The 16283-nt window shown below is 61.2% G+C and carries 23 protein-coding genes; 18 read left to right on the top strand and 5 right to left on the bottom strand.

Annotation, left to right across the window (positions count from 1 at the left end; all coding sequences use genetic code 11):
• Nucleotides 1-371: 371 nt before the first annotated feature.
• The 3 genes from J2T09_RS14705 (at nucleotide 372) to J2T09_RS14695 (ending at nucleotide 2301) form a co-directional block, all read left to right on the top strand.
• Entirely contained in the window at nucleotides 372-800 is a 429-nt protein-coding gene (locus tag J2T09_RS14705; RefSeq protein ID WP_306835870.1) for a MucR family transcriptional regulator, read from the top strand.
• A gap of 285 nt (nucleotides 801-1085) precedes the next feature.
• Nucleotides 1086-1496: a helix-turn-helix domain-containing protein gene (locus tag J2T09_RS14700; RefSeq protein WP_306835864.1), complete on the top strand. Its 411-nt coding sequence runs from the start codon at nucleotides 1086-1088 to the stop codon at nucleotides 1494-1496.
• Nucleotides 1489-2301 (top strand): DUF6456 domain-containing protein, encoded by an 813-nt coding sequence (locus J2T09_RS14695; protein ID WP_306835861.1) that lies wholly within the window; start codon nucleotides 1489-1491, stop codon nucleotides 2299-2301. The genes J2T09_RS14700 and J2T09_RS14695 overlap by 8 nt, the downstream gene beginning before the upstream one ends.
• A gap of 91 nt (nucleotides 2302-2392) precedes the next feature.
• On the opposite strand, the gene J2T09_RS14690 is transcribed toward J2T09_RS14695, so the two are convergent.
• Nucleotides 2393-2815 (bottom strand): SufE family protein, encoded by a 423-nt coding sequence (locus J2T09_RS14690; RefSeq protein ID WP_306835859.1) that lies wholly within the window; start codon nucleotides 2813-2815, stop codon nucleotides 2393-2395.
• A gap of 148 nt (nucleotides 2816-2963) precedes the next feature.
• Between J2T09_RS14690 and J2T09_RS14685 the strand changes: the two genes are divergently transcribed.
• The 3 genes from J2T09_RS14685 to J2T09_RS14675 all read left to right on the top strand — a co-directional run bounded on the left by J2T09_RS14685 (nucleotide 2964) and on the right by J2T09_RS14675 (nucleotide 5245).
• Nucleotides 2964-4466 (top strand): protein adenylyltransferase SelO, encoded by a 1503-nt coding sequence (locus J2T09_RS14685; RefSeq protein WP_306835856.1) that lies wholly within the window; start codon nucleotides 2964-2966, stop codon nucleotides 4464-4466.
• A gap of 124 nt (nucleotides 4467-4590) precedes the next feature.
• Nucleotides 4591-4785: a hypothetical protein gene (locus tag J2T09_RS14680; RefSeq protein ID WP_306835854.1), complete on the top strand. Its 195-nt coding sequence runs from the start codon at nucleotides 4591-4593 to the stop codon at nucleotides 4783-4785.
• A gap of 31 nt (nucleotides 4786-4816) precedes the next feature.
• Nucleotides 4817-5245 (top strand): type II toxin-antitoxin system HicB family antitoxin, encoded by a 429-nt coding sequence (locus J2T09_RS14675; protein ID WP_306835852.1) that lies wholly within the window; start codon nucleotides 4817-4819, stop codon nucleotides 5243-5245.
• A gap of 46 nt (nucleotides 5246-5291) precedes the next feature.
• Here the strand turns inward: J2T09_RS14675 and arsC are convergent, their stop codons facing one another.
• On the bottom strand, nucleotides 5292-5714 hold the full coding sequence (gene arsC / locus J2T09_RS14670) for an arsenate reductase (glutaredoxin) (RefSeq protein WP_306835851.1): 423 nt from the start codon (nucleotides 5712-5714) through the stop codon (nucleotides 5292-5294).
• Between the two features lie 27 nt (nucleotides 5715-5741).
• Complete coding sequence (locus J2T09_RS14665; protein WP_306835849.1) at nucleotides 5742-6659, bottom strand: dihydrodipicolinate synthase family protein; 918 nt, start codon at nucleotides 6657-6659, stop codon at nucleotides 5742-5744.
• Between the two features lie 256 nt (nucleotides 6660-6915).
• Between J2T09_RS14665 and J2T09_RS14660 the strand changes: the two genes are divergently transcribed.
• Both J2T09_RS14660 and J2T09_RS14655 read left to right on the top strand, forming a co-directional pair.
• Nucleotides 6916-7563 carry a hypothetical protein gene (locus J2T09_RS14660; protein ID WP_306835845.1) on the top strand — a complete coding sequence of 216 codons (648 nt, stop codon included), beginning with the start codon at nucleotides 6916-6918 and terminating at the stop codon, nucleotides 7561-7563.
• A 166-nt stretch (nucleotides 7564-7729) separates the two neighbouring features.
• Nucleotides 7730-8977: a DNA-packaging protein gene (locus J2T09_RS14655; RefSeq protein ID WP_306836206.1), complete on the top strand. Its 1248-nt coding sequence runs from the start codon at nucleotides 7730-7732 to the stop codon at nucleotides 8975-8977.
• Nucleotides 8978-9044: 67 nt separating this feature from the next.
• Here J2T09_RS14655 and J2T09_RS14650 read toward each other — a convergent pair whose 3' ends face one another.
• Nucleotides 9045-9176 carry a hypothetical protein gene (locus J2T09_RS14650; RefSeq protein ID WP_306835844.1) on the bottom strand — a complete coding sequence of 44 codons (132 nt, stop codon included), beginning with the start codon at nucleotides 9174-9176 and terminating at the stop codon, nucleotides 9045-9047.
• Nucleotides 9177-9329: 153 nt separating this feature from the next.
• On the opposite strand from J2T09_RS14650, the gene J2T09_RS14645 reads away from it, so the two are divergent.
• Genes J2T09_RS14645 through J2T09_RS14635 form a run of 3 tightly spaced genes read left to right on the top strand, consistent with a single transcriptional unit; the run spans nucleotide 9330 to nucleotide 10613 of the window.
• A complete protein-coding gene (locus tag J2T09_RS14645) occupies nucleotides 9330-9935 on the top strand; it encodes a hypothetical protein (RefSeq protein WP_306835843.1) in 606 nt (201 codons plus the stop codon).
• Nucleotides 9936-9966: 31 nt separating this feature from the next.
• Nucleotides 9967-10254 (top strand): toxin-antitoxin system TumE family protein, encoded by a 288-nt coding sequence (locus J2T09_RS14640; protein ID WP_306835842.1) that lies wholly within the window; start codon nucleotides 9967-9969, stop codon nucleotides 10252-10254.
• Nucleotides 10251-10613, top strand: coding sequence for an HVO_A0114 family putative DNA-binding protein (locus J2T09_RS14635; protein ID WP_306835841.1), 363 nt, complete (start codon nucleotides 10251-10253; stop codon nucleotides 10611-10613). Before J2T09_RS14640 ends, J2T09_RS14635 begins: the two co-directional genes overlap by 4 nt.
• A 27-nt stretch (nucleotides 10614-10640) precedes the next feature.
• Here the strand turns inward: J2T09_RS14635 and J2T09_RS14630 are convergent, their stop codons facing one another.
• Complete coding sequence (locus tag J2T09_RS14630; RefSeq protein WP_306835840.1) at nucleotides 10641-11054, bottom strand: hypothetical protein; 414 nt, start codon at nucleotides 11052-11054, stop codon at nucleotides 10641-10643.
• A gap of 179 nt (nucleotides 11055-11233) precedes the next feature.
• On the opposite strand from J2T09_RS14630, the gene J2T09_RS14625 reads away from it, so the two are divergent.
• The 7 genes from J2T09_RS14625 (at nucleotide 11234) to J2T09_RS14595 (ending at nucleotide 16074) form a co-directional block, all read left to right on the top strand.
• Nucleotides 11234-11542 carry a Dabb family protein gene (locus tag J2T09_RS14625; RefSeq protein ID WP_306835839.1) on the top strand — a complete coding sequence of 103 codons (309 nt, stop codon included), beginning with the start codon at nucleotides 11234-11236 and terminating at the stop codon, nucleotides 11540-11542.
• 240 nt (nucleotides 11543-11782) lie between these two features.
• Nucleotides 11783-12979 (top strand): phage portal protein, encoded by a 1197-nt coding sequence (locus tag J2T09_RS14620; protein WP_306835838.1) that lies wholly within the window; start codon nucleotides 11783-11785, stop codon nucleotides 12977-12979.
• Between the two features lie 56 nt (nucleotides 12980-13035).
• Nucleotides 13036-13299 (top strand): CopG family ribbon-helix-helix protein, encoded by a 264-nt coding sequence (locus tag J2T09_RS14615; protein ID WP_306835836.1) that lies wholly within the window; start codon nucleotides 13036-13038, stop codon nucleotides 13297-13299.
• Complete coding sequence (locus J2T09_RS14610) at nucleotides 13296-13592, top strand: type II toxin-antitoxin system RelE/ParE family toxin (protein WP_306835834.1); 297 nt, start codon at nucleotides 13296-13298, stop codon at nucleotides 13590-13592. The genes J2T09_RS14615 and J2T09_RS14610 overlap by 4 nt, the downstream gene beginning before the upstream one ends.
• A 254-nt stretch (nucleotides 13593-13846) precedes the next feature.
• The gene (locus J2T09_RS14605) at nucleotides 13847-14188 is read left to right on the top strand and encodes a DUF6107 family protein (protein WP_306835831.1); all 342 of its coding nucleotides are present in this window, start codon (nucleotides 13847-13849) and stop codon (nucleotides 14186-14188) included.
• Between the two features lie 46 nt (nucleotides 14189-14234).
• A complete protein-coding gene (locus tag J2T09_RS14600; RefSeq protein WP_306835825.1) occupies nucleotides 14235-14819 on the top strand; it encodes an HK97 family phage prohead protease in 585 nt (194 codons plus the stop codon).
• 4 nt (nucleotides 14820-14823) lie between these two features.
• Nucleotides 14824-16074, top strand: a complete 1251-nt coding sequence (locus J2T09_RS14595) for a phage major capsid protein (RefSeq protein WP_306835823.1) — start codon at nucleotides 14824-14826, stop codon at nucleotides 16072-16074.
• The last annotated feature ends 209 nt before the right edge of the window (nucleotides 16075-16283 follow it).

Raw genomic sequence — 16283 nt, 5'->3', positions numbered from 1 at the left:
TCCTTCAGTAAAGCCTAAAAAAACGAAGGATAACTTCCTTTGTAGTCCAATTATGCAAAATGCAATTGGACTTCTCAAAAAACAGTGCTAATTCCTTCCTCAGTAGAACGCTGATTTTGGTTTAACTCCCGATTACCCTCAGTATATTCCGATTATTACCGTGTCTTTCTCGGATGGGCCGGTGATTTTCTACTCTGAGGAGAAAATATGAGTGTTTGTCAATTTCAGGTGGCATGGCTTTACTGCCTGTCGGAGATCTAGGGGTGGATCTCAGTCCTTTCGGACACGGCCTGCAGTAACAAGCAGCCATCGCGTTTCTGCGAAGGCAGTTCGCTTGTCGCGGCTGTCTATGGATGGAACAGGAGACTAGTATGACAGAAACCCTATCCGACAAGGGCCAGGATCTTCTCGTGGAATTGACCGCGGATATCGTCTCGGCTTACGTCAGCAACCACGTGGTTCAGGTCGGTGATCTTACCGGTCTGATCTCGGACGTGCATTCTGCACTGAGCAATACTTCTTCGCCGGCACCCGTTGCTGCTGCCGTCGAAAAGCCGAAGCCGCCGGTTCCGATCAGAAAGTCCATCGAGGACGATTACCTGATCTGCCTGGAAGACGGCCAGAAGTTCAAGTCGCTGAAACGCCACTTGATGACGCATTACAACATGACGCCGGAAGAATACCGCGAAAAGTGGGGCCTGCCGGCAGACTATCCGATGGTCGCACCGGCCTATGCCGAAGCGCGTTCGCGCCTCGCAAAGGAAATGGGCCTCGGCCAGCGCCGCAAGCGCGGCAAATAAGACGCGGAATGCCTGTTGCGGGCCCGTGATCGCTGGGGTGCGATCCGGTCCGTGGTGGGGTTTGCGCCTCTTTCAGACCAAAGACATGCCGGGCAGGATCGATCGATCCGGGCCCGGTTTTTTATTGCCTGGATTTTTTTTGAGGAAAATAATCCTTTATTTTTTGTCGCGTTTTGAAATATCCTAGATAAATCAACAAAAGCACCTTCGGTGCCGCATTTGGCAGTTTCGCAATTGCCTGTTATGGATGTGTGAATATATTCCTATTTGTTGTGGGAGCCATTCATGCAGACCGGATTTTCCATTCGCATTGCCGGCACGTGCCCGGTTCGTCCTCACATGCCGCCGCCGGATCCGGGCTGGAACGGGGTCTCGTTGAAACGCACCTGCCGTGGTGTGCGCCTGCTGGTGTGGGAGGCGCTGGTGCTGGCGAGCGGCCAGATGGCGGAACTGCGCGACCGTAAGCGGATCGCCTGCCATGTGCGCCAGATCGCCATGTATGTCTGCCATGTGGCGCTGCGCATGCCGATGGTGGACATCGCAGATGCCTGCGGACGTGACCGTTCGACCGTCAGCCATGCCTGCCATCTGACCGAGGACCGCCGCGACGATCCGTTGTTCGACGCTTTTATCGCCTGCGTGGAGCGCATGGCGCTGGCGGCTTTCGGACGCACGGAGGAGGTGGGTCATGCTTGAGCGAGCGGAAAAGACGAGGGCGAAGGCTGGCCAAAGGATGCTTTTGAAACTGCTGCGCATGGTTTTGCGCGGGGAATGCCGGATCGTGGCCGAGGATGCGCAAGGCGTGCGGATCGAAAGAGAGGGGGAGGGCGCGCAGTTTGATGCTTCGATCCTGGCTCTCGGCGTGTCGCGCGGGCTTTTCTTGCGCAACGGTGAAATGGTGACGGCGACGCCTGCTGCCTCGGCGTTTTTGCGTCGCGCACTTGCGGGCGGCGAAGAAGAATTTGCCGACCAGCATCGTGACATGGTGGAGGAGGCGGCACTGGTGGAAGGCGCGCGGCAAAAGGTGAGCCGCAATATCTCGGAATCGCCGCTGGCGCCTCTGGCCCGGCTGAAGGATCGTGGCGGTGAGCCGTTTTTGTCCGTTGCCGCTTTCGATGCCGGTGAACGGCTGGCCGCCGATTTTACGCGCGGGCAGATGCAGCCGCGCATTACCGCCTCATGGGAACCGCGACTGGAGGTGAGCGGCGGCCGGCGCGGCGCGGGCGGCGCCGAAATCAGCGATGGTGCGATGGCGGCACGCGACCGGTTTGCCCGCGCCGTGGAGGCGATGGGGCCGGAACTGTCGGGTGTCGCGGTGGATGTCTGCTGTTTTGCGAAAGGGCTGGAAGTGGTGGAGCGGGAAAGGCTTTGGCCGGCGCGCTCTGCCAAGCTGATGTTGCGGACGGCATTGCTGGCGCTGGCACGACATTATGCGCCGCCGGTGACAGGCGGGCGGCGAAAACATCATTGGGGGGATGGGGATTTTCGGCCGCGGATGTGAGGAGATTTTATCTGGAATGGGGAGGGTGCGGCATAGTCCCTTCTCCCCGCAGGCGGGGAGAAGAGGCAAGCGGCACCGTCTCAGCCCAACCTCAAGCCGGGGCCAGCGCCAAAGCTTCCTCGCGGATGCGCTTGACCATCGAGCGCAGGCCATTGGCGCGCTGTGACGACAGGTTTTCCACCAGCCCGATGCGGTCAAAAATCTCGATCGCGTCGGTCTTGGCGATGTCGGAAGCCTTTTTGCCGGAATAGACGGCGAGCACGATGGCCACGAGACCGCGCACGATATGGGCGTCGCTGTCGCCCTCAAACGTCATCACCGGATCGGCGGCATCATTCGCCACATGGCTGACGAGCCAGACCTGACTGGCGCAGCCGTTCACCTTGTAACGGGCGTCGCGCTTGTCGTCGGCCAAATCCGGCAAAGCCTTGCCGAGTTCGATGACGTAACGGTAACGGTCTTCCCAATCGTCGAGAAAGGCAAAATCGTCGATAATGGTTTCGAGGCTGGCCATATGCGCTCCTGCTTTTGACCGCTTCATATAGGTAAGATCTACCCAGGGCAAAACGGAAATGTGGTTTTGGCCGGCTGTGATGCGTGGTTGCGAAAGTGTTGGCATTTCCCATATTCGGGGGAGCCGATCGATTGCGCAGGAGGTTTTCATGTTCCATTTCGACAACAGCTATACCCGCCTGCCGGAACGGTTTTATGCCTCCGTCTACCCGGAAGCGGTGGAAGGGCCGAAACTTATTAAATTCAACAGCACTTTGGCGCGTGAGCTGCAGGTGGAGGCCGAAAGCTTTGGGCCCGATGCCGATGAAAACCGGCTGGCGGCGATTTTTGGCGGCAATGTTCTGCCTCAGGGCGCCGAGCCGATTGCCATGGCCTATGCCGGCCATCAGTTCGGCAATTTTGTGCCGCAGCTGGGCGACGGGCGTGCGATCCTGCTCGGCGAAGTGATCGATGTGAACGGCAAACGTCGCGATATCCAGCTGAAGGGCGCGGGGCCGACACCGTATTCACGCCGTGGCGATGGACGCGCGGCCTTGGGGCCGGTGTTGCGGGAATATATCGTTTCCGAGGCTTTTGCGGCACTCGGCATTCCGGCAACACGGGCGCTGGCGGCGGTGGCGACCGGCGAGGCTGTCTATCGCGAGACGCCGCAGCAGGGCGCGGTTTTCGTGCGCGTGGCGGCGAGCCATGTGCGCATCGGCACGTTCCAGTTTCTGGCGGCCAGAGGCGACAATGATGGGATCAAGGTTCTGGCCGATTATGTGATCGAGCGGCATTATCCCGATCTGAAAGCCGAACAGAACCCGTATCTTGCGCTGTTGCGCGGTGTTGCGGAGAGGCAGGCGAAACTTGTGGCGCGCTGGTTGGGTGTCGGCTTCATCCATGGGGTGATGAACACCGACAACATGACGATTTCCGGGGAGACGATCGACTTTGGGCCTTGCGCCTTTCTCGACGAATATGATCCCCAAAAAGTGTTTTCCTCGATCGACGCGCAGGGGCGATATGCCTATCGCAACCAGCCGGGCATTGCGCAGTGGAATATTGCGCGGCTGGCGGAATGCCTGCTGCCCTTGCTGGATACGGACGAGGAAAAGGCCGTGGAGGCCGCCAATGGGGTGCTGAAGGAATTCGGCGAATGGTTTCAGGCGGCCTGGCTGAGCGAGTTTTCGCAGAAGATCGGTCTGTCGGGCCATGAGCAGGGCGATGGCGAGCTGGTGCAGCAATTGCTTGGCGCCATGCACAAGGGCGAGGCGGATTTTACGCTGACATTTCGCAGGCTTGGCGATGCGGTGACGCCGGAAGGTGACGCGGCGTTTCTCACCGGTTTTTCCGATGGCGTGATGGAGGCCGGTGTGACGGTGAAGGCGGCAGTGATGCAATGGCTGGTGCAATGGCGTCTGAGGCTGGAGCGCGACGGGCATGGCGCGGACAAGCAGCGGGCGGCGATGCGCGCCAAAAACCCGGCAATCATTGCCCGCAACCACCGGATCGAGGAAGCGATCGCGGCGGCCAATTATGGCGATTTCAGCTTTTTCGAGCGGCTGACCTCGGCGCTGGAAAAGCCCTATGAGGACCAGCCGGACTATGCCGATCTGATGGTGCCACCGACGGTGGAAGAGCGGGTATTGCGGACGTTTTGCGGGACGTGAGGAGTGTCCGTCGCTCTTTGATTGCCTGAGCGGGATGTTAGGGATCGGACAGATGTGTCCGAATTTTGTTGACATACGAACCAATACGTCCGATTCTCCGTTCGCGACAATAGCGGAGCAGAGGATGGAAAAGCGAGATCGCTTTATCGCCGCTCTGAGGGCCGAGGCGAAAGCCAGAGGCCTGCCATTCCGCGTTGAAAAAGGGCGAGGCAAAGGTGGCCATGCATTGCTCTGGCTGGGAGACAAATTCACAACCCTGCCGAGCCGCGAAATCGACCCGAAGACGGCAGCAAAGATTCGCAAGGTGCTTGGGCTTTGAGCGCCAAGGGGCCAGTTCTGGAGATTGACCGTTGAAGACCTACAGATATCCAGCCACGTTTGAGGCCGGCGAGGAGCCGGGCATTATCGTGGTTAGCTTTGCTGATGTGCCCGAAGCCATCACCGAAGGTGATGATGCGGAACAGGCAATGGAGAACGCGGCGGATGCGCTCGGGCATGCGCTGCTGGCATATTTGAGGCTGGGCCGGTCGCTCCCACGACCGAGCAAGGGAGATGGCACGATGATTGCGCCGCCAGCCGATATCGTTGCGAAGCTCGCACTGCTGGAAACATTCGAGGCTGCGGGCATCACCCGAACCGAACTTGCCCGTCGTCTGGGCAAGGATGAAAAGCAGGTCCGCAGAATTCTGGACCCCATGCATGGCACCGATATTGCCACGCTGGAGGCTGCCATATCGGCGATGGGAAAGCGGCTCGTCATCGGTCTCGAGGCCGCCTGATGAAGGGGGAGGCCGCAGCCCAAACTGCGGTCTCCCGTCATGCTTTCTACCCCAGCCTTTTCCCATCCGCATCGATGACCAATTCCCCGTCCTCCTTGGCAAACGGGCCTTTCTGCGTGTCCGGCAGGATATCCAGCACCCGTTCCGAGGGGCGGACGAGGCGCGTGCCTAACTCCGTCACCACGAAGGGGCGGTTGATGAGGATCGGGTGGTTCAGCATCGCATCGAGCAGCGCGTCTTTGGACAGCGCCGGGTTGTCGAGGCCGAGTTCGGCATAGGGCGTGCCCTTTTCGCGGATCGCCTCGCGGATGCTGAGGCCGGCGGCGCGGATCATTTTTTGCAATTCGTTGCGGCTGGGCGGTGTTTGCAGGTAGTCGACGATCTCGGGCTCGATGCCGGCATTGCGGATCAGCGCCAGCGTGTTGCGCGAGGTGCCGCAGGCGGGATTATGGTAGATTTTTGCGTGCATGATCTGTGTTCGCTCAATGGGTTGAAATTACCGTTCCGGCAGGGCGGCAATGGCCTTTTCGACCTCCGGCAGAAAGGTGTCGGACAGGGGCAGGATGGGGCGCGGCGGCTGAGCCTTGGTGAGGCCGAGAAGGTTGGCGGCGGCATGCATGACGCGCAGGCTGCCATGGGTTCTGAACAGCGTCCAGAGCGGTTCGAACATCGCGTCGATGCGGGCGGTTTCCGTCGCGTTCTTTTCCATCGCCGCCTTGGTGAGCGCCGCTGCCGGATGCGGCAGGAGGCCGCCGACCACGCTGTACCAGGCATCGGCGCCGGCCAGCAGGGCTTTTGCGCAGTGCCAATCGACACTGTAGCCGATCGCAAAATTTTTTGGCGTTTTTGCGCGTAGGGTCGCGATTTCGGATGTGAAGGCAAGGTCTTTTGCCGCCGGCATTTTGACGGCCTTGATGGTGTCGATTGTCGAGAGGCGGGCGAGAAGCGCCGCGCTGAAGGTGAAATGTGTGGTGGTCGGGTTGTTGTAGATGCAAAGCGGCAGGTCGGTTGTGGCGGCGACCGTGGCGTAATGCTGAAAAACCTCATCTTCGCTCAACGGCATGTAGGAGACCGGGGCGAGCAGTAGTGCATCGGCCCCGGCGGATGCGGCATCGCGGGCGAGAGTTTTGACGTCATCGGTGCGCAATGCGCCGATGCCGGCGATGATCGGGATCCGGCCTTTGGCGGCCTCGACGGCAGCCGAAACGGCGCGGCGGCGTTCCTCGCGGGAAAGGTAGGCATAGATGCCGGTGCTGCCGAGCAGGCCGATGGAATTGGCCTTGCCATCGATAATGCGGGCGACAAGGCCCTGCAACGCATCGGTATCGACGCGGCCCGCTTCATCCGCAGGCGTGAGCGGGAAGGCGGACAGGCCGGTGAAAAGGCTGGTGAATTGGGGCAGCGGTTCTGGCATGGGCGGCACCTTCGGAGGAAGCATCAAGGCTGGCTGGGCAAGGGGCGCCACTATGCGGGATCGGGGGACAAGTGCAAGCGGGTGATGGTGCCGAATTTATCGATATAGGAAAATAATCCTTGACGGCGTGACGGTCGTTTGATAGGGTTTGTGCATGGTCGGAGAGTTGCGGATTGGTCCCTCTCCGGCGAAAAACCTCGGTTTTTGATGGGTTTGCGCGGCGCGGGTCTTTTGGCCGGCGTGGAGGACGTTTGGCATGTCCGGTGATTTTCAGAATTTTGATGTGAGCCTGTTCGGCACTTGGTGCGATGTGGGCGAGGATATTGCGCTGATGGATGTGGCGCGCGGCGTCGTGCTGGAGGTGAAATCGGCAGACGTGCGGCAGGCGGAGATGCAGGCGGCGGGTGACATGCGGCCGATCCTCAACGAGGCGACATGTGAGCTGAAACGGCAGTTCGAGACGTTTCGGGATTTGCGCGCCAGTGCAGAAGCGATGCTGGCGGATGGCGACGAGGCGGCGCAGAAACTGGCGCGGGCCGATATCAAGGCGGCGATCGACGCCATGTCGCTGATCGTGCGCACGCTGGAAAAGATCGACACGCTGCAACGGCAGTTTGCCCGTGACCGGCAGGCGGAAGCCGAGCGGGTGGCGGATGCGGGCGGATATCAGGAGGCGAAGGCTCGCTTTATGGCAATGATCGAGGATCGCGCGAATGAAGGGGCCTACGAGTTGTTCGAGGAGTGGAAGCGCGACGGCCCTCCGGACTGGGTGGAAGAGCGCCTTGCGGGAAGATGTGCCCAGCCAAAGGGCGTTGCGGCGAGCGGCGGCGGCGGAGTGCAGGAAGATGGCGCTGGAGTCGCGGCGATACCAGAAGCGGATCACCACAATCAGCTCCCGGCTTGACGAGACAAGAGCCAATTTGCGAGCGGGTGCGGCTCTTGCCGCCAAGATCGATGAGGGGCGGCAGGATTCTTCCGGCGTCGCAGACGCGCCGCCGCTGGATTCCTGTGACGAGCACAGGAATGACGCAGGAAAAAGCTCGAATGCTGCTCCGGCCTACATTCCCGGCATGGATCGGGATTGGGATTTTGCCGGCCGTAAGGCCCAGAAACCGCCCCCGGGCGACTGGCGCACATGGCTGATCATGGGCGGGCGTGGTTCCGGCAAGACACGGGCAGGCGCCGAATGGGTGCATGCGCTGGCGTCGGCCGCTCGACGCTGCGACCTGCGCATCGCGCTGGTGGCGGAAACGCTGGGGGATGCGCGCGAGGTGATGGTGGACGGCGCTTCCGGCATCTGCCGGATTGCGCGCAGCAATGTGCCGGATTTCGAAGTGTCGCGGCGACGGCTGGTGTGGCCGAACGGGGCGGTGGCGCAGATCTTTTCCTCGGAAGATCCGGAGAGCCTGCGCGGGCCGCAATTTCATTTCGCCTGGTGCGATGAGCTCGCCAAGTGGAAACATGCGCAGGAGACCTTTGACATGCTGCAGTTCGGTCTGCGGCTGGGCAGTGATCCGCGACAACTGGTGACGACGACGCCACGGCCGGTGCCGGTGCTGAAGGCGCTGATTGCCGATCCGACGACGCATCTGGTCAAGATGTCGACGGCGGCGAACGAGAAAAATCTGGCGCCGGGTTTCATGGCGGTGCTGGAAAGCCGGTATGGCGGCACGCGGCTGGGGCGGCAGGAGATTGCCGGCGAGCTGATCGAGGATCGCGCCGATGCTTTGTGGAAGAGGGCCGATCTGGAGGCCTGCGTGACACGGGCTTATGGGCCGCTGAAACGCATCGTGGTGGCGGTGGATCCGCCTTCCGGCTCCGGTGAAAGCTCCTGCTGCGGTATCGTGGTGGCCGGGATCGAGGAAAGCAGCATTGCTGCAGGCCATGGGCCGGCCGGCGGTTATGGGCGGGCCGTGGTGCTGGCCGATTGTTCGGTGGAGGGAATGACGCCCGCAGGCTGGGCGCAGGCCGTGACAAGAGCGTATGCGCGCTTTGCCGCCGACCGGGTGGTGGCCGAGGTCAACCAGGGTGGCGACATGGTGATGGCGATGCTGAAAAGCGTCGATATTGCACTGCCGGTGACGATGGTGCGGGCGCGGCGCGGCAAATTTTTGCGTGCCGAGCCGGTGGCGGCACTCTACGAACAGGGTCGCGTGCTGCATGCCGGAAAGTTTGCCGAGCTGGAGGACCAGATGGCCGACTTCGGGCCGGACGGGCTGTCGTCAGGCCGTTCGCCGGACCGGCTGGATGCCTTAGTCTGGGCGCTGACGGCGCTGGTTCTGGAGGGGCAGGGGGAACCGCGGGTGCGGGGAATTTAAGGCCGCGGCGAAACTGCCGCCGGCACAAAACGTCCCGCAGCGGTGAGCGCGCGGGACGGAAGGCTTGTCAGCGCTTGGCGGTGACCGGAGCGGGCGCGCTTTCGCGGACCTGACGCCACTCGGACTCGAGGCGTTCGGCAATATGCTGAGGGATCGGCTGCTTCACGGGCAGGGCGGAAGATTGCTGGCGCATCATCATGATCTCCTTCGTTCAAAAACCGACGGGTAACGCCCGACACCTGCGTTGGTTCCATATTGTGAATGCAAAGTAAATCGGGCCGTAAGTCGTTAAAACGATTTAGTTTTTCTAAACCGATTGAAACCTGTCATTTAATTCGGGCGAGGCTTTGGCATGGCTGTGGACAGAGTGCGGTTTTTCGAGCGGGTGCGGAAAAATCCATGCGGCGGAAGGCTTTATGGTGCCCAGGTGACGGGCATGGAAGCCATTCTCGACCACTGGGACCTGCATTCGAAGGCGGCCGATCCGGCGCTGGCCTATGTGCTGGCGACGGCCTTTCATGAAACGGCCAAAACCATGCAGCCGGTGCGCGAGACGCTGGCGAAGAGTGATGCGCAAGCGGTGGCGCGACTGGAGCGGGCCTATGCGAGCGGCCGTCTGCCTTCGGTGAAGACGCCATACTGGCGCCCGGATGCGGATGGCAAAACCTGGCTGGGGCGTGGTTTCGTGCAACTGACGCACAAGCGCAATTATGAGGCGATGTCCGACCTGACGGGCGAGGATCTGGTGGCCGATCCGGCGTTGGCGATGCGCATCGATATCGCGGCCCGAATTTTGATTGAGGGCATGCGGGTGGGGATTTTTACCGGCTGGCGGCTGGAGTTTTTCTTTGGTCGCGACAAGACGGACTGGGTGGGGGCGCGAAAGATCGTCAACGGCACGGACAGGGCGGAGCTGGTGGCGGGGTATGGCAGGGCGTTTGCGGCGGCTTTGAGTTGATCCTCTCGAGGGCATATGTTATCTTTTACATATGGTGGACGCATCCCTCATCCTTGACCGGAAACTGTTGCTGGATGACGGATGGATCATCCAGATGCGGGTCTGGCGGCTGCCGATGATAACCAGCGAGCGCCCGCACGGCATGAAATATTCGCTTTTTTTCGGGCGGCCAGGCGAAAGGGTGATCGGTTACGACAACGAGGCCGGAAAAGGCGATCACCGGCATTACCGGGACCGTGAAGAAGCTTATGTTTTCACGAGCCTTGAGCAGATGATCCGCGATTTTCAGGCAGATGTTCGGCAGGAGATGAACCGATGAGCGAAGTCCGGCTTCATGTATCCGATATGGATGGTTTTTTTGACGCTGCGGCGGCTGCTGCGGGCGCAATCGATGCGGGGGACGCGGTTTCAGCCGAGGCGGAGATTGCCTTCGAAAGCATGGATCTGCTGTTGAAAGTGCTGACGCCGAACCGTTGGCGGCTTCTGCGGGCGCTGAAAAAAACGGGGGCGACATCGATCCGGCAACTGGCGCAAGGTCTGCAGCGCGATTACCGCGGCGTCCATGCCGACGTGACGGCCATGCTGAACACGGGGTTGATCGAAAAGACGGATGGCGGTCTGGTCATGGTGCCCTGGACGCGCATCACGGCGGAAATGGCGATTAACGAAGCGGCGTGAGGCGGCTGCTGAACGCGCCCGTGTGCTTCAGAAGCCGAATGCGCTGGTTTCGATATGGAGCAGGCATGGGCCTGGCTTGCAATGGAGGGCCGCGTTGACCTGCATGCGGCTTCCGTTCCACATGCCGCTGCAGATCGTGTCGGGTTCGACGGCAAGTTGATCGGCGCGCGGCTGATCGAGGCCGATATCTGCGCAGGCTTTTTTGAGTGCCGGGATGGGATCTGCGGCATCTGCGGCCATGAGGATCGACCGGCGCGACATTTCCGGCATGGGACCATCCGGGTTGATAAATTCGATGCCGCTCTTTTGCGCGCGCTCGAAGCCGGTCTGTGTGACGAGATGATCGAGAAGATTGGTGCTGTCGGCACCGACGATCACGGTAAACCACAGGATGCCTGCCGCGACCGGGGCGATGGCGGCGGTGAGGATTGCCAGCGCCATCAATATCAGCGGGTATCTTTTGCCTGTTGTCTGCACGTGCTGTTTCGATCCTGCGGGTGCGGCTCGATATAGGCCGGCAGTGGTGGCGGTCAACGGTGCGTGCGGCAATGCCCGGTTCGTTGAAGAGGGCGGTTTCGCGTGATAGCGAGGCGGCGTTCGACATGCCCACGGAGTTTTCGATGATACGCCATATCGTGTTTTTTACGGCCAGACCCGAAAACCTCGACGACGTGCGGGCGGGGCTTTCGCTTCTGACCGCCAATCCACATGCGCAGCTTCTGGAAATCGGCACCAATGTGAAGACCGACCAGTGGGGCACCGAGATCGATCTGGTGGTTTATGGCGAGTTTGCGGATGAAGCGGCGTTGGCGGCCTACAAGGCGCATCCGATCTACCAGCAGTCGATCGATGTGGTGAAGCCGATCCGGGAAATGCGGATTGCGGCGGATTATGATGTGGGCGGGGCGGTGAGGGCGCCGCTCAGGTGAGGACGTTCTTATGAAGGGTGGCTTCGGCGCCGCAAGCATCTTCTCCCCACCGGGGAGAAGTGCCGGAGCGTTAGCGAGGCGATGAGGGGGCCATACGGCACGACCTTTCGGTGTGGCACTGCTCCCCCTCATCCGACCCTTCGGGCCACCTTCTCCCCGAGGGGAGAAGATGATGGGAAATTGCCGCGCTCTTCGTAATCCAGCCATTCAGGCCGCGACCAAGCACAAGGACCAATCGAGATGAAATCTCCTTTTCGCCTGCCGCGGTTTTTCGCGGGGGAAGGCAGAGCCGTGTCGAAAATCGAGGCAAAGGCCGTTGCTGGCGTCGGGGCCGGGTTTGCGGTCATTTCCGGCGAGGGGGCGGCGCATTGGTCGGGGCGCGGTTATGCAGCACTTTCGCGCGCCGGGTTCATGAAAAACCCGGTGGCGCACCGGGCCGTGCGGATGATCGCCGAGGCTGCGGCTGCAGTGCCCTGGCTGGCTTATGAAGGCAAGGCCGAGGTGGAGGGGCATGCGGCGCTTGCGCTGCTGTTGCGGCCGAACGGGCGGCAGGGCGGCGCGGATTTTCTCGAAGCGCTGTATGGGCATCTGCTTTTATCCGGCAATGCCTATGTGGAGCCGCTGATCGTGGGTGGGCGGGTGCGCGAACTGCATCTTTTACGGCCCGACCGGGTGGCTGTTGTCGAGGGGCGGGATGGCTGGCCGATTGCCTATGATTATCGCGCTGGCGGTGTAACGCGGCGTTTGCCAGCGGAGGTGGAGGGTGGCGGCCAGGGAGACGGCAGGCTGGCCGTTTTGCATCTAAAACTGTTTCATCCGCTGGATGATCATTCCGGTCTTTCGCCGCTTGTCGCGGCCGGTGCGGCGCTCGATCTTTCCAATGCGGCTTCCGGCTGGAACAAGGCACTTCTCGACAATTCGGCACGACCTTCCGGCGCGCTGGTCTATCAGCCCAAGGACGGTGGCAATCTTTCGCCAAACCAATATGACCGGCTGAAGGAACAGCTGGAAGAGGGCTATGCCGGGGCGGTGAATGCCGGGCGACCGCTTATTCTGGAAGGCGGGCTGGACTGGAAGGCGATGGCGCTTTCGCCAAAAGACATGGATTTCATGGAGGCGAAAAACGGCGCGGCGCGTGACATTGCGCTCGGTCTCGGTGTGCCGCCAATGCTGCTGGGCATTCCCGGCGACAATACCTATGCCAATTATCAGGAAGCGCACCGGGCTTTTTATCGCCACACCGTGCTGCCGATGATCTTTCGTATCGCGGGAAGTTTTTCCGCCTGGCTGGGCGGGGTGTTTGGCGAACAATTGCGGCTGGAGCCGGATCTTGATCGTGTTGCGGGCCTTGCCACTGAGCGTGAGGCGCTTTGGGCGCGGGTGGGGGCGGCGAGCTTTTTGTCCGACGATGAGAAGCGGGAAGCGGTGGGCTATTGAGGACGGTCGGCAACAGGCGTAGTTTGTAATACGGCGTATTACAAATGGAGGTTCTTATGACCGACAAACCTGCTCTGTCCGATCCGATCACGCTGCGCGTGCCGGTCGATATTCTCGAAGATATCGAAAAGATCGCAGAAGCGAGCGAACGCAGCCGCAGCTGGGTGATCGTGCGGGCGTTGAAATATTATCTGATGGCGGAGGGCAATGACGTCCTGCAAATCCTCAAGGGCGAAGAGCAGATCGCCAATGGCGAATGCATGGACGCCGAAGAGTTCTTCGCCGAATTGCTCGACGAGCGTAAGGACGCCGCCGAATGAAACTTACGCTCTCGAAGAATGCGACCCGCTTTATCCGGCAGGAACGCGCCTATCTGGAGCGTTTTAATCCGCACGCGGCCGAGGCTGTGGTCAAGCAATTGCAGCGCGCCTTCCGGCTTCTGGCGGAATATCCGATGGCGGGTGAGGAATACACGCTTCTGCCGGGGCGACGGAGGTTTGTTTCCGGCGATTATGTCGTCGATTACCGGATCGGGCCAAAGGGCATAACGGTTTCGCACATTCGCCATGGCCGCCAGATGGCGCCGGAACTGGAGAAGGACGGGGATATTTAGGCCCGCCTTCATCCGGCTTGTGAAGTTGTTCGATCAACCCGTCAACGCTCGGACTCAATCTTTCAAAACATCGCGCCAAGCGATTCTTTCGACTCGCGAAAACGCCGAAAGTTAATGTGGTTTCGAGGCGCGGAACGATGGTTTCTGCAACCTCGGACGGGCGGGGTCTGCCGCTCATGGTGCCGGTTCGGCGCCGGTCTGGTCACACGTTCCGACATGTGACAGGTTCTCACTCTCGCAGGGAATGGTTAACAATGACTGAACTCGGCACCGATCTCGGAGCCGGTATCGGCAACGATGCCGGCGTGTGGGCCGCGAAAGCGGTGGGCGCGATTGCGGGGGCTGCGGTTTCGCTGATCTATCTTCTGCCCAAAAGCCGGCGTGAGGCGCTGAGCCGGTTTGTGACCGGCGTCAGCTGCGGGCTGATTTTTGGCGGGCCGGCGGGCATCTGGCTTTCCGAACGGGCGGGGATTTCCGATGCCGTATCCGCCACCGACCTGATGCTGGCCGGATCGGCGGCGGCGAGCCTGTGCGCCTGGTGGGTGCTGGGGGCGCTGGCGCGGCTGGCGGCGCGGTATGGGAAGCGGTCGGGCTGAGCACGGCCCTGCCTGCATGACAATCGGAAAATCGAGGAGAGTTTTCATGCACGCTTATCGCGGGCCGCGACCCACTGCGCGCAAATTTGCCAATCTGGAACTGGCGGGGGTGAGCGGCGACGGGGTGTTTTCCGGTTATGCCAGCGTGTTTGGCGAGGTCGATCTGGGTCGCGACACGATTGAACGCGGGGCGTTTCGGCAATCGCTTTGCGAGCGCGGGGCGGGGCAGGTGCGCATGCTTTACCAGCATGATCCGGCAGAACCCATCGGCGCATGGAAGACCATTCGCGAAGATGCGCGCGGGCTTTATGTCGAGGGTGTTTTGTCGCCCGGCGTGGCGAGGGCGCGCGAGGTTTTTTCGTTGATGAAGACCGGTGCTCTGGACGGGCTGTCGATCGGCTTTCGCAGCGTGAAGGCGCGCACAGAGCCCAAGACCGGGGTGCGGCGTATTCTCGAGGCCGAGCTTTGGGAAATCTCTGTCGTCACCTTTCCGATGCTGCCTTCGGCGCGGGTTTCCGATGTGAAACACGCGCGCTTCTTTCGTGACCGCGAAACCGAACTCGTCCGCCAGATGCGGCGGGCGGCAAAACTGATGTCTGCCTCAACCTTCAAGCCAAAGTTAAGGGGATGAAAAGATGACGGAACAGATGCGTGTGGCGCCTGAAGTGAAGGCCGTGCCGGACACGGTGACGGCGGCTTTCGAGGATTTCATGGAGGCGTTCGAGGCCTTCAAGGAGGTCAATGACAAAAGGCTAGGCGAGATCGAGGAAAAGCTGTCCGCCGATGTGGTGACGCGGGACAAGATGGACCGTATCAACCGCGCCATCGACGACAACAAGAAATCGCTCGACCAGTTGCTGTTGAAGAAGGCGCGGCCGGCTTTGGGGTCTGGTCGTGATGTTGGGCCGGAAGCGGCGGAGCACAAGGCGGCCTTCGACGCCTATATCCGCCGGGGCGACGAGCAGGGGCTGCGCGAACTGGAGGCCAAGGCGTTTTCGGGTTCGGCCGGCGCGGATGGCGGTTATCTGGTGCCGCCGGAGACCGATAACGAGATTGGCAGGCGGGTTTCCGTCGTTTCGCCGATGCGTGCGCTTTCGACGGTGCGGACCGTTTCCGGCGCGGTGCTGAAAAAGCCGTTTGCGGCGGCGGGGCTTGCGACCGGCTGGGTGGCGGAAACGGCGGCGCGGCCGCAGACGGATACGCCGCAGCTTTCCGAACTGACATTTCCGACCATGGAACTTTACGCCATGCCGGCAGCAACGCAGTCGCTGCTGGATGATGCGGCGGTGGATATCGAGGCCTGGATTGCCGGCGAGGTGGATGTGGTGTTTGCCGAGCAGGAGGGCGACGCCTTTGTGCGCGGCGATGGCGTGAACAAGCCAAAGGGGTTTCTGTCCTATCCGACGGTGGCAGAGGCGGATTGGGCCTGGGGCAGTCTCGGCCATGTGGCGACCGGCGTGGCCGGTGGTTTCAAGGCGGCTTCACCCTCCGATACGCTGGTCGATGTGATCTATGCGCTGAGGGCCAAACACCGGCAGAACGCCACCTTCATGATGAACCGGCGCACCCAGGCGGAGGTGCGGAAATTCAAGGATGCGGATGGCAATTACCTGTGGCGCCCGCCGGCATCTGCCGGACAGGCGGCGTCGCTGATCGGCTATCCGGTGGCGGAAGCCGAAGAAATGCCGGATATCGCCGCCAATGCGACGGCGATCGCGTTCGGGGATTTCCGCTCGGGCTATCTGGTGGTGGACCGGGCGGGCGTGCGGATTTTGCGCGATCCCTATTCGGCCAAGCCTTATGTTCTGTTCTACACCACCAAGCGTGTTGGCGGCGGGGTGCAGAATTTCGAGGCGATCAAGGTGGTGAAGTTTTCGGCCAATTGAGGTCGGGGCTGAGAGGGGGCCGTTCAGTGGATCTCCCCCCTTGAGGGGGAGATGTCCGGCAGGACAGAGGGGGGCTGGCACCAATGCCATCTCCGATCTGCCTGCCGCACGGTTGCTTACCCCCTCTGTCACCTTTCGGTGACATCTCCCCCTCAAGGGGGGAGGTTGTTGGGCGAAAGCCGCACTATCTTCCTTTCATCCGCGATGGC

The sequence above is a fragment of the Neorhizobium huautlense genome (assembly GCF_030811685.1).
Taxonomy (GTDB): Bacteria; Pseudomonadota; Alphaproteobacteria; order Rhizobiales; family Rhizobiaceae; genus Neorhizobium; species Neorhizobium huautlense_A.
Note: the sequence above shows the minus strand (reverse complement) of the source record. Positions and strands in the feature narration are given on the sequence as shown.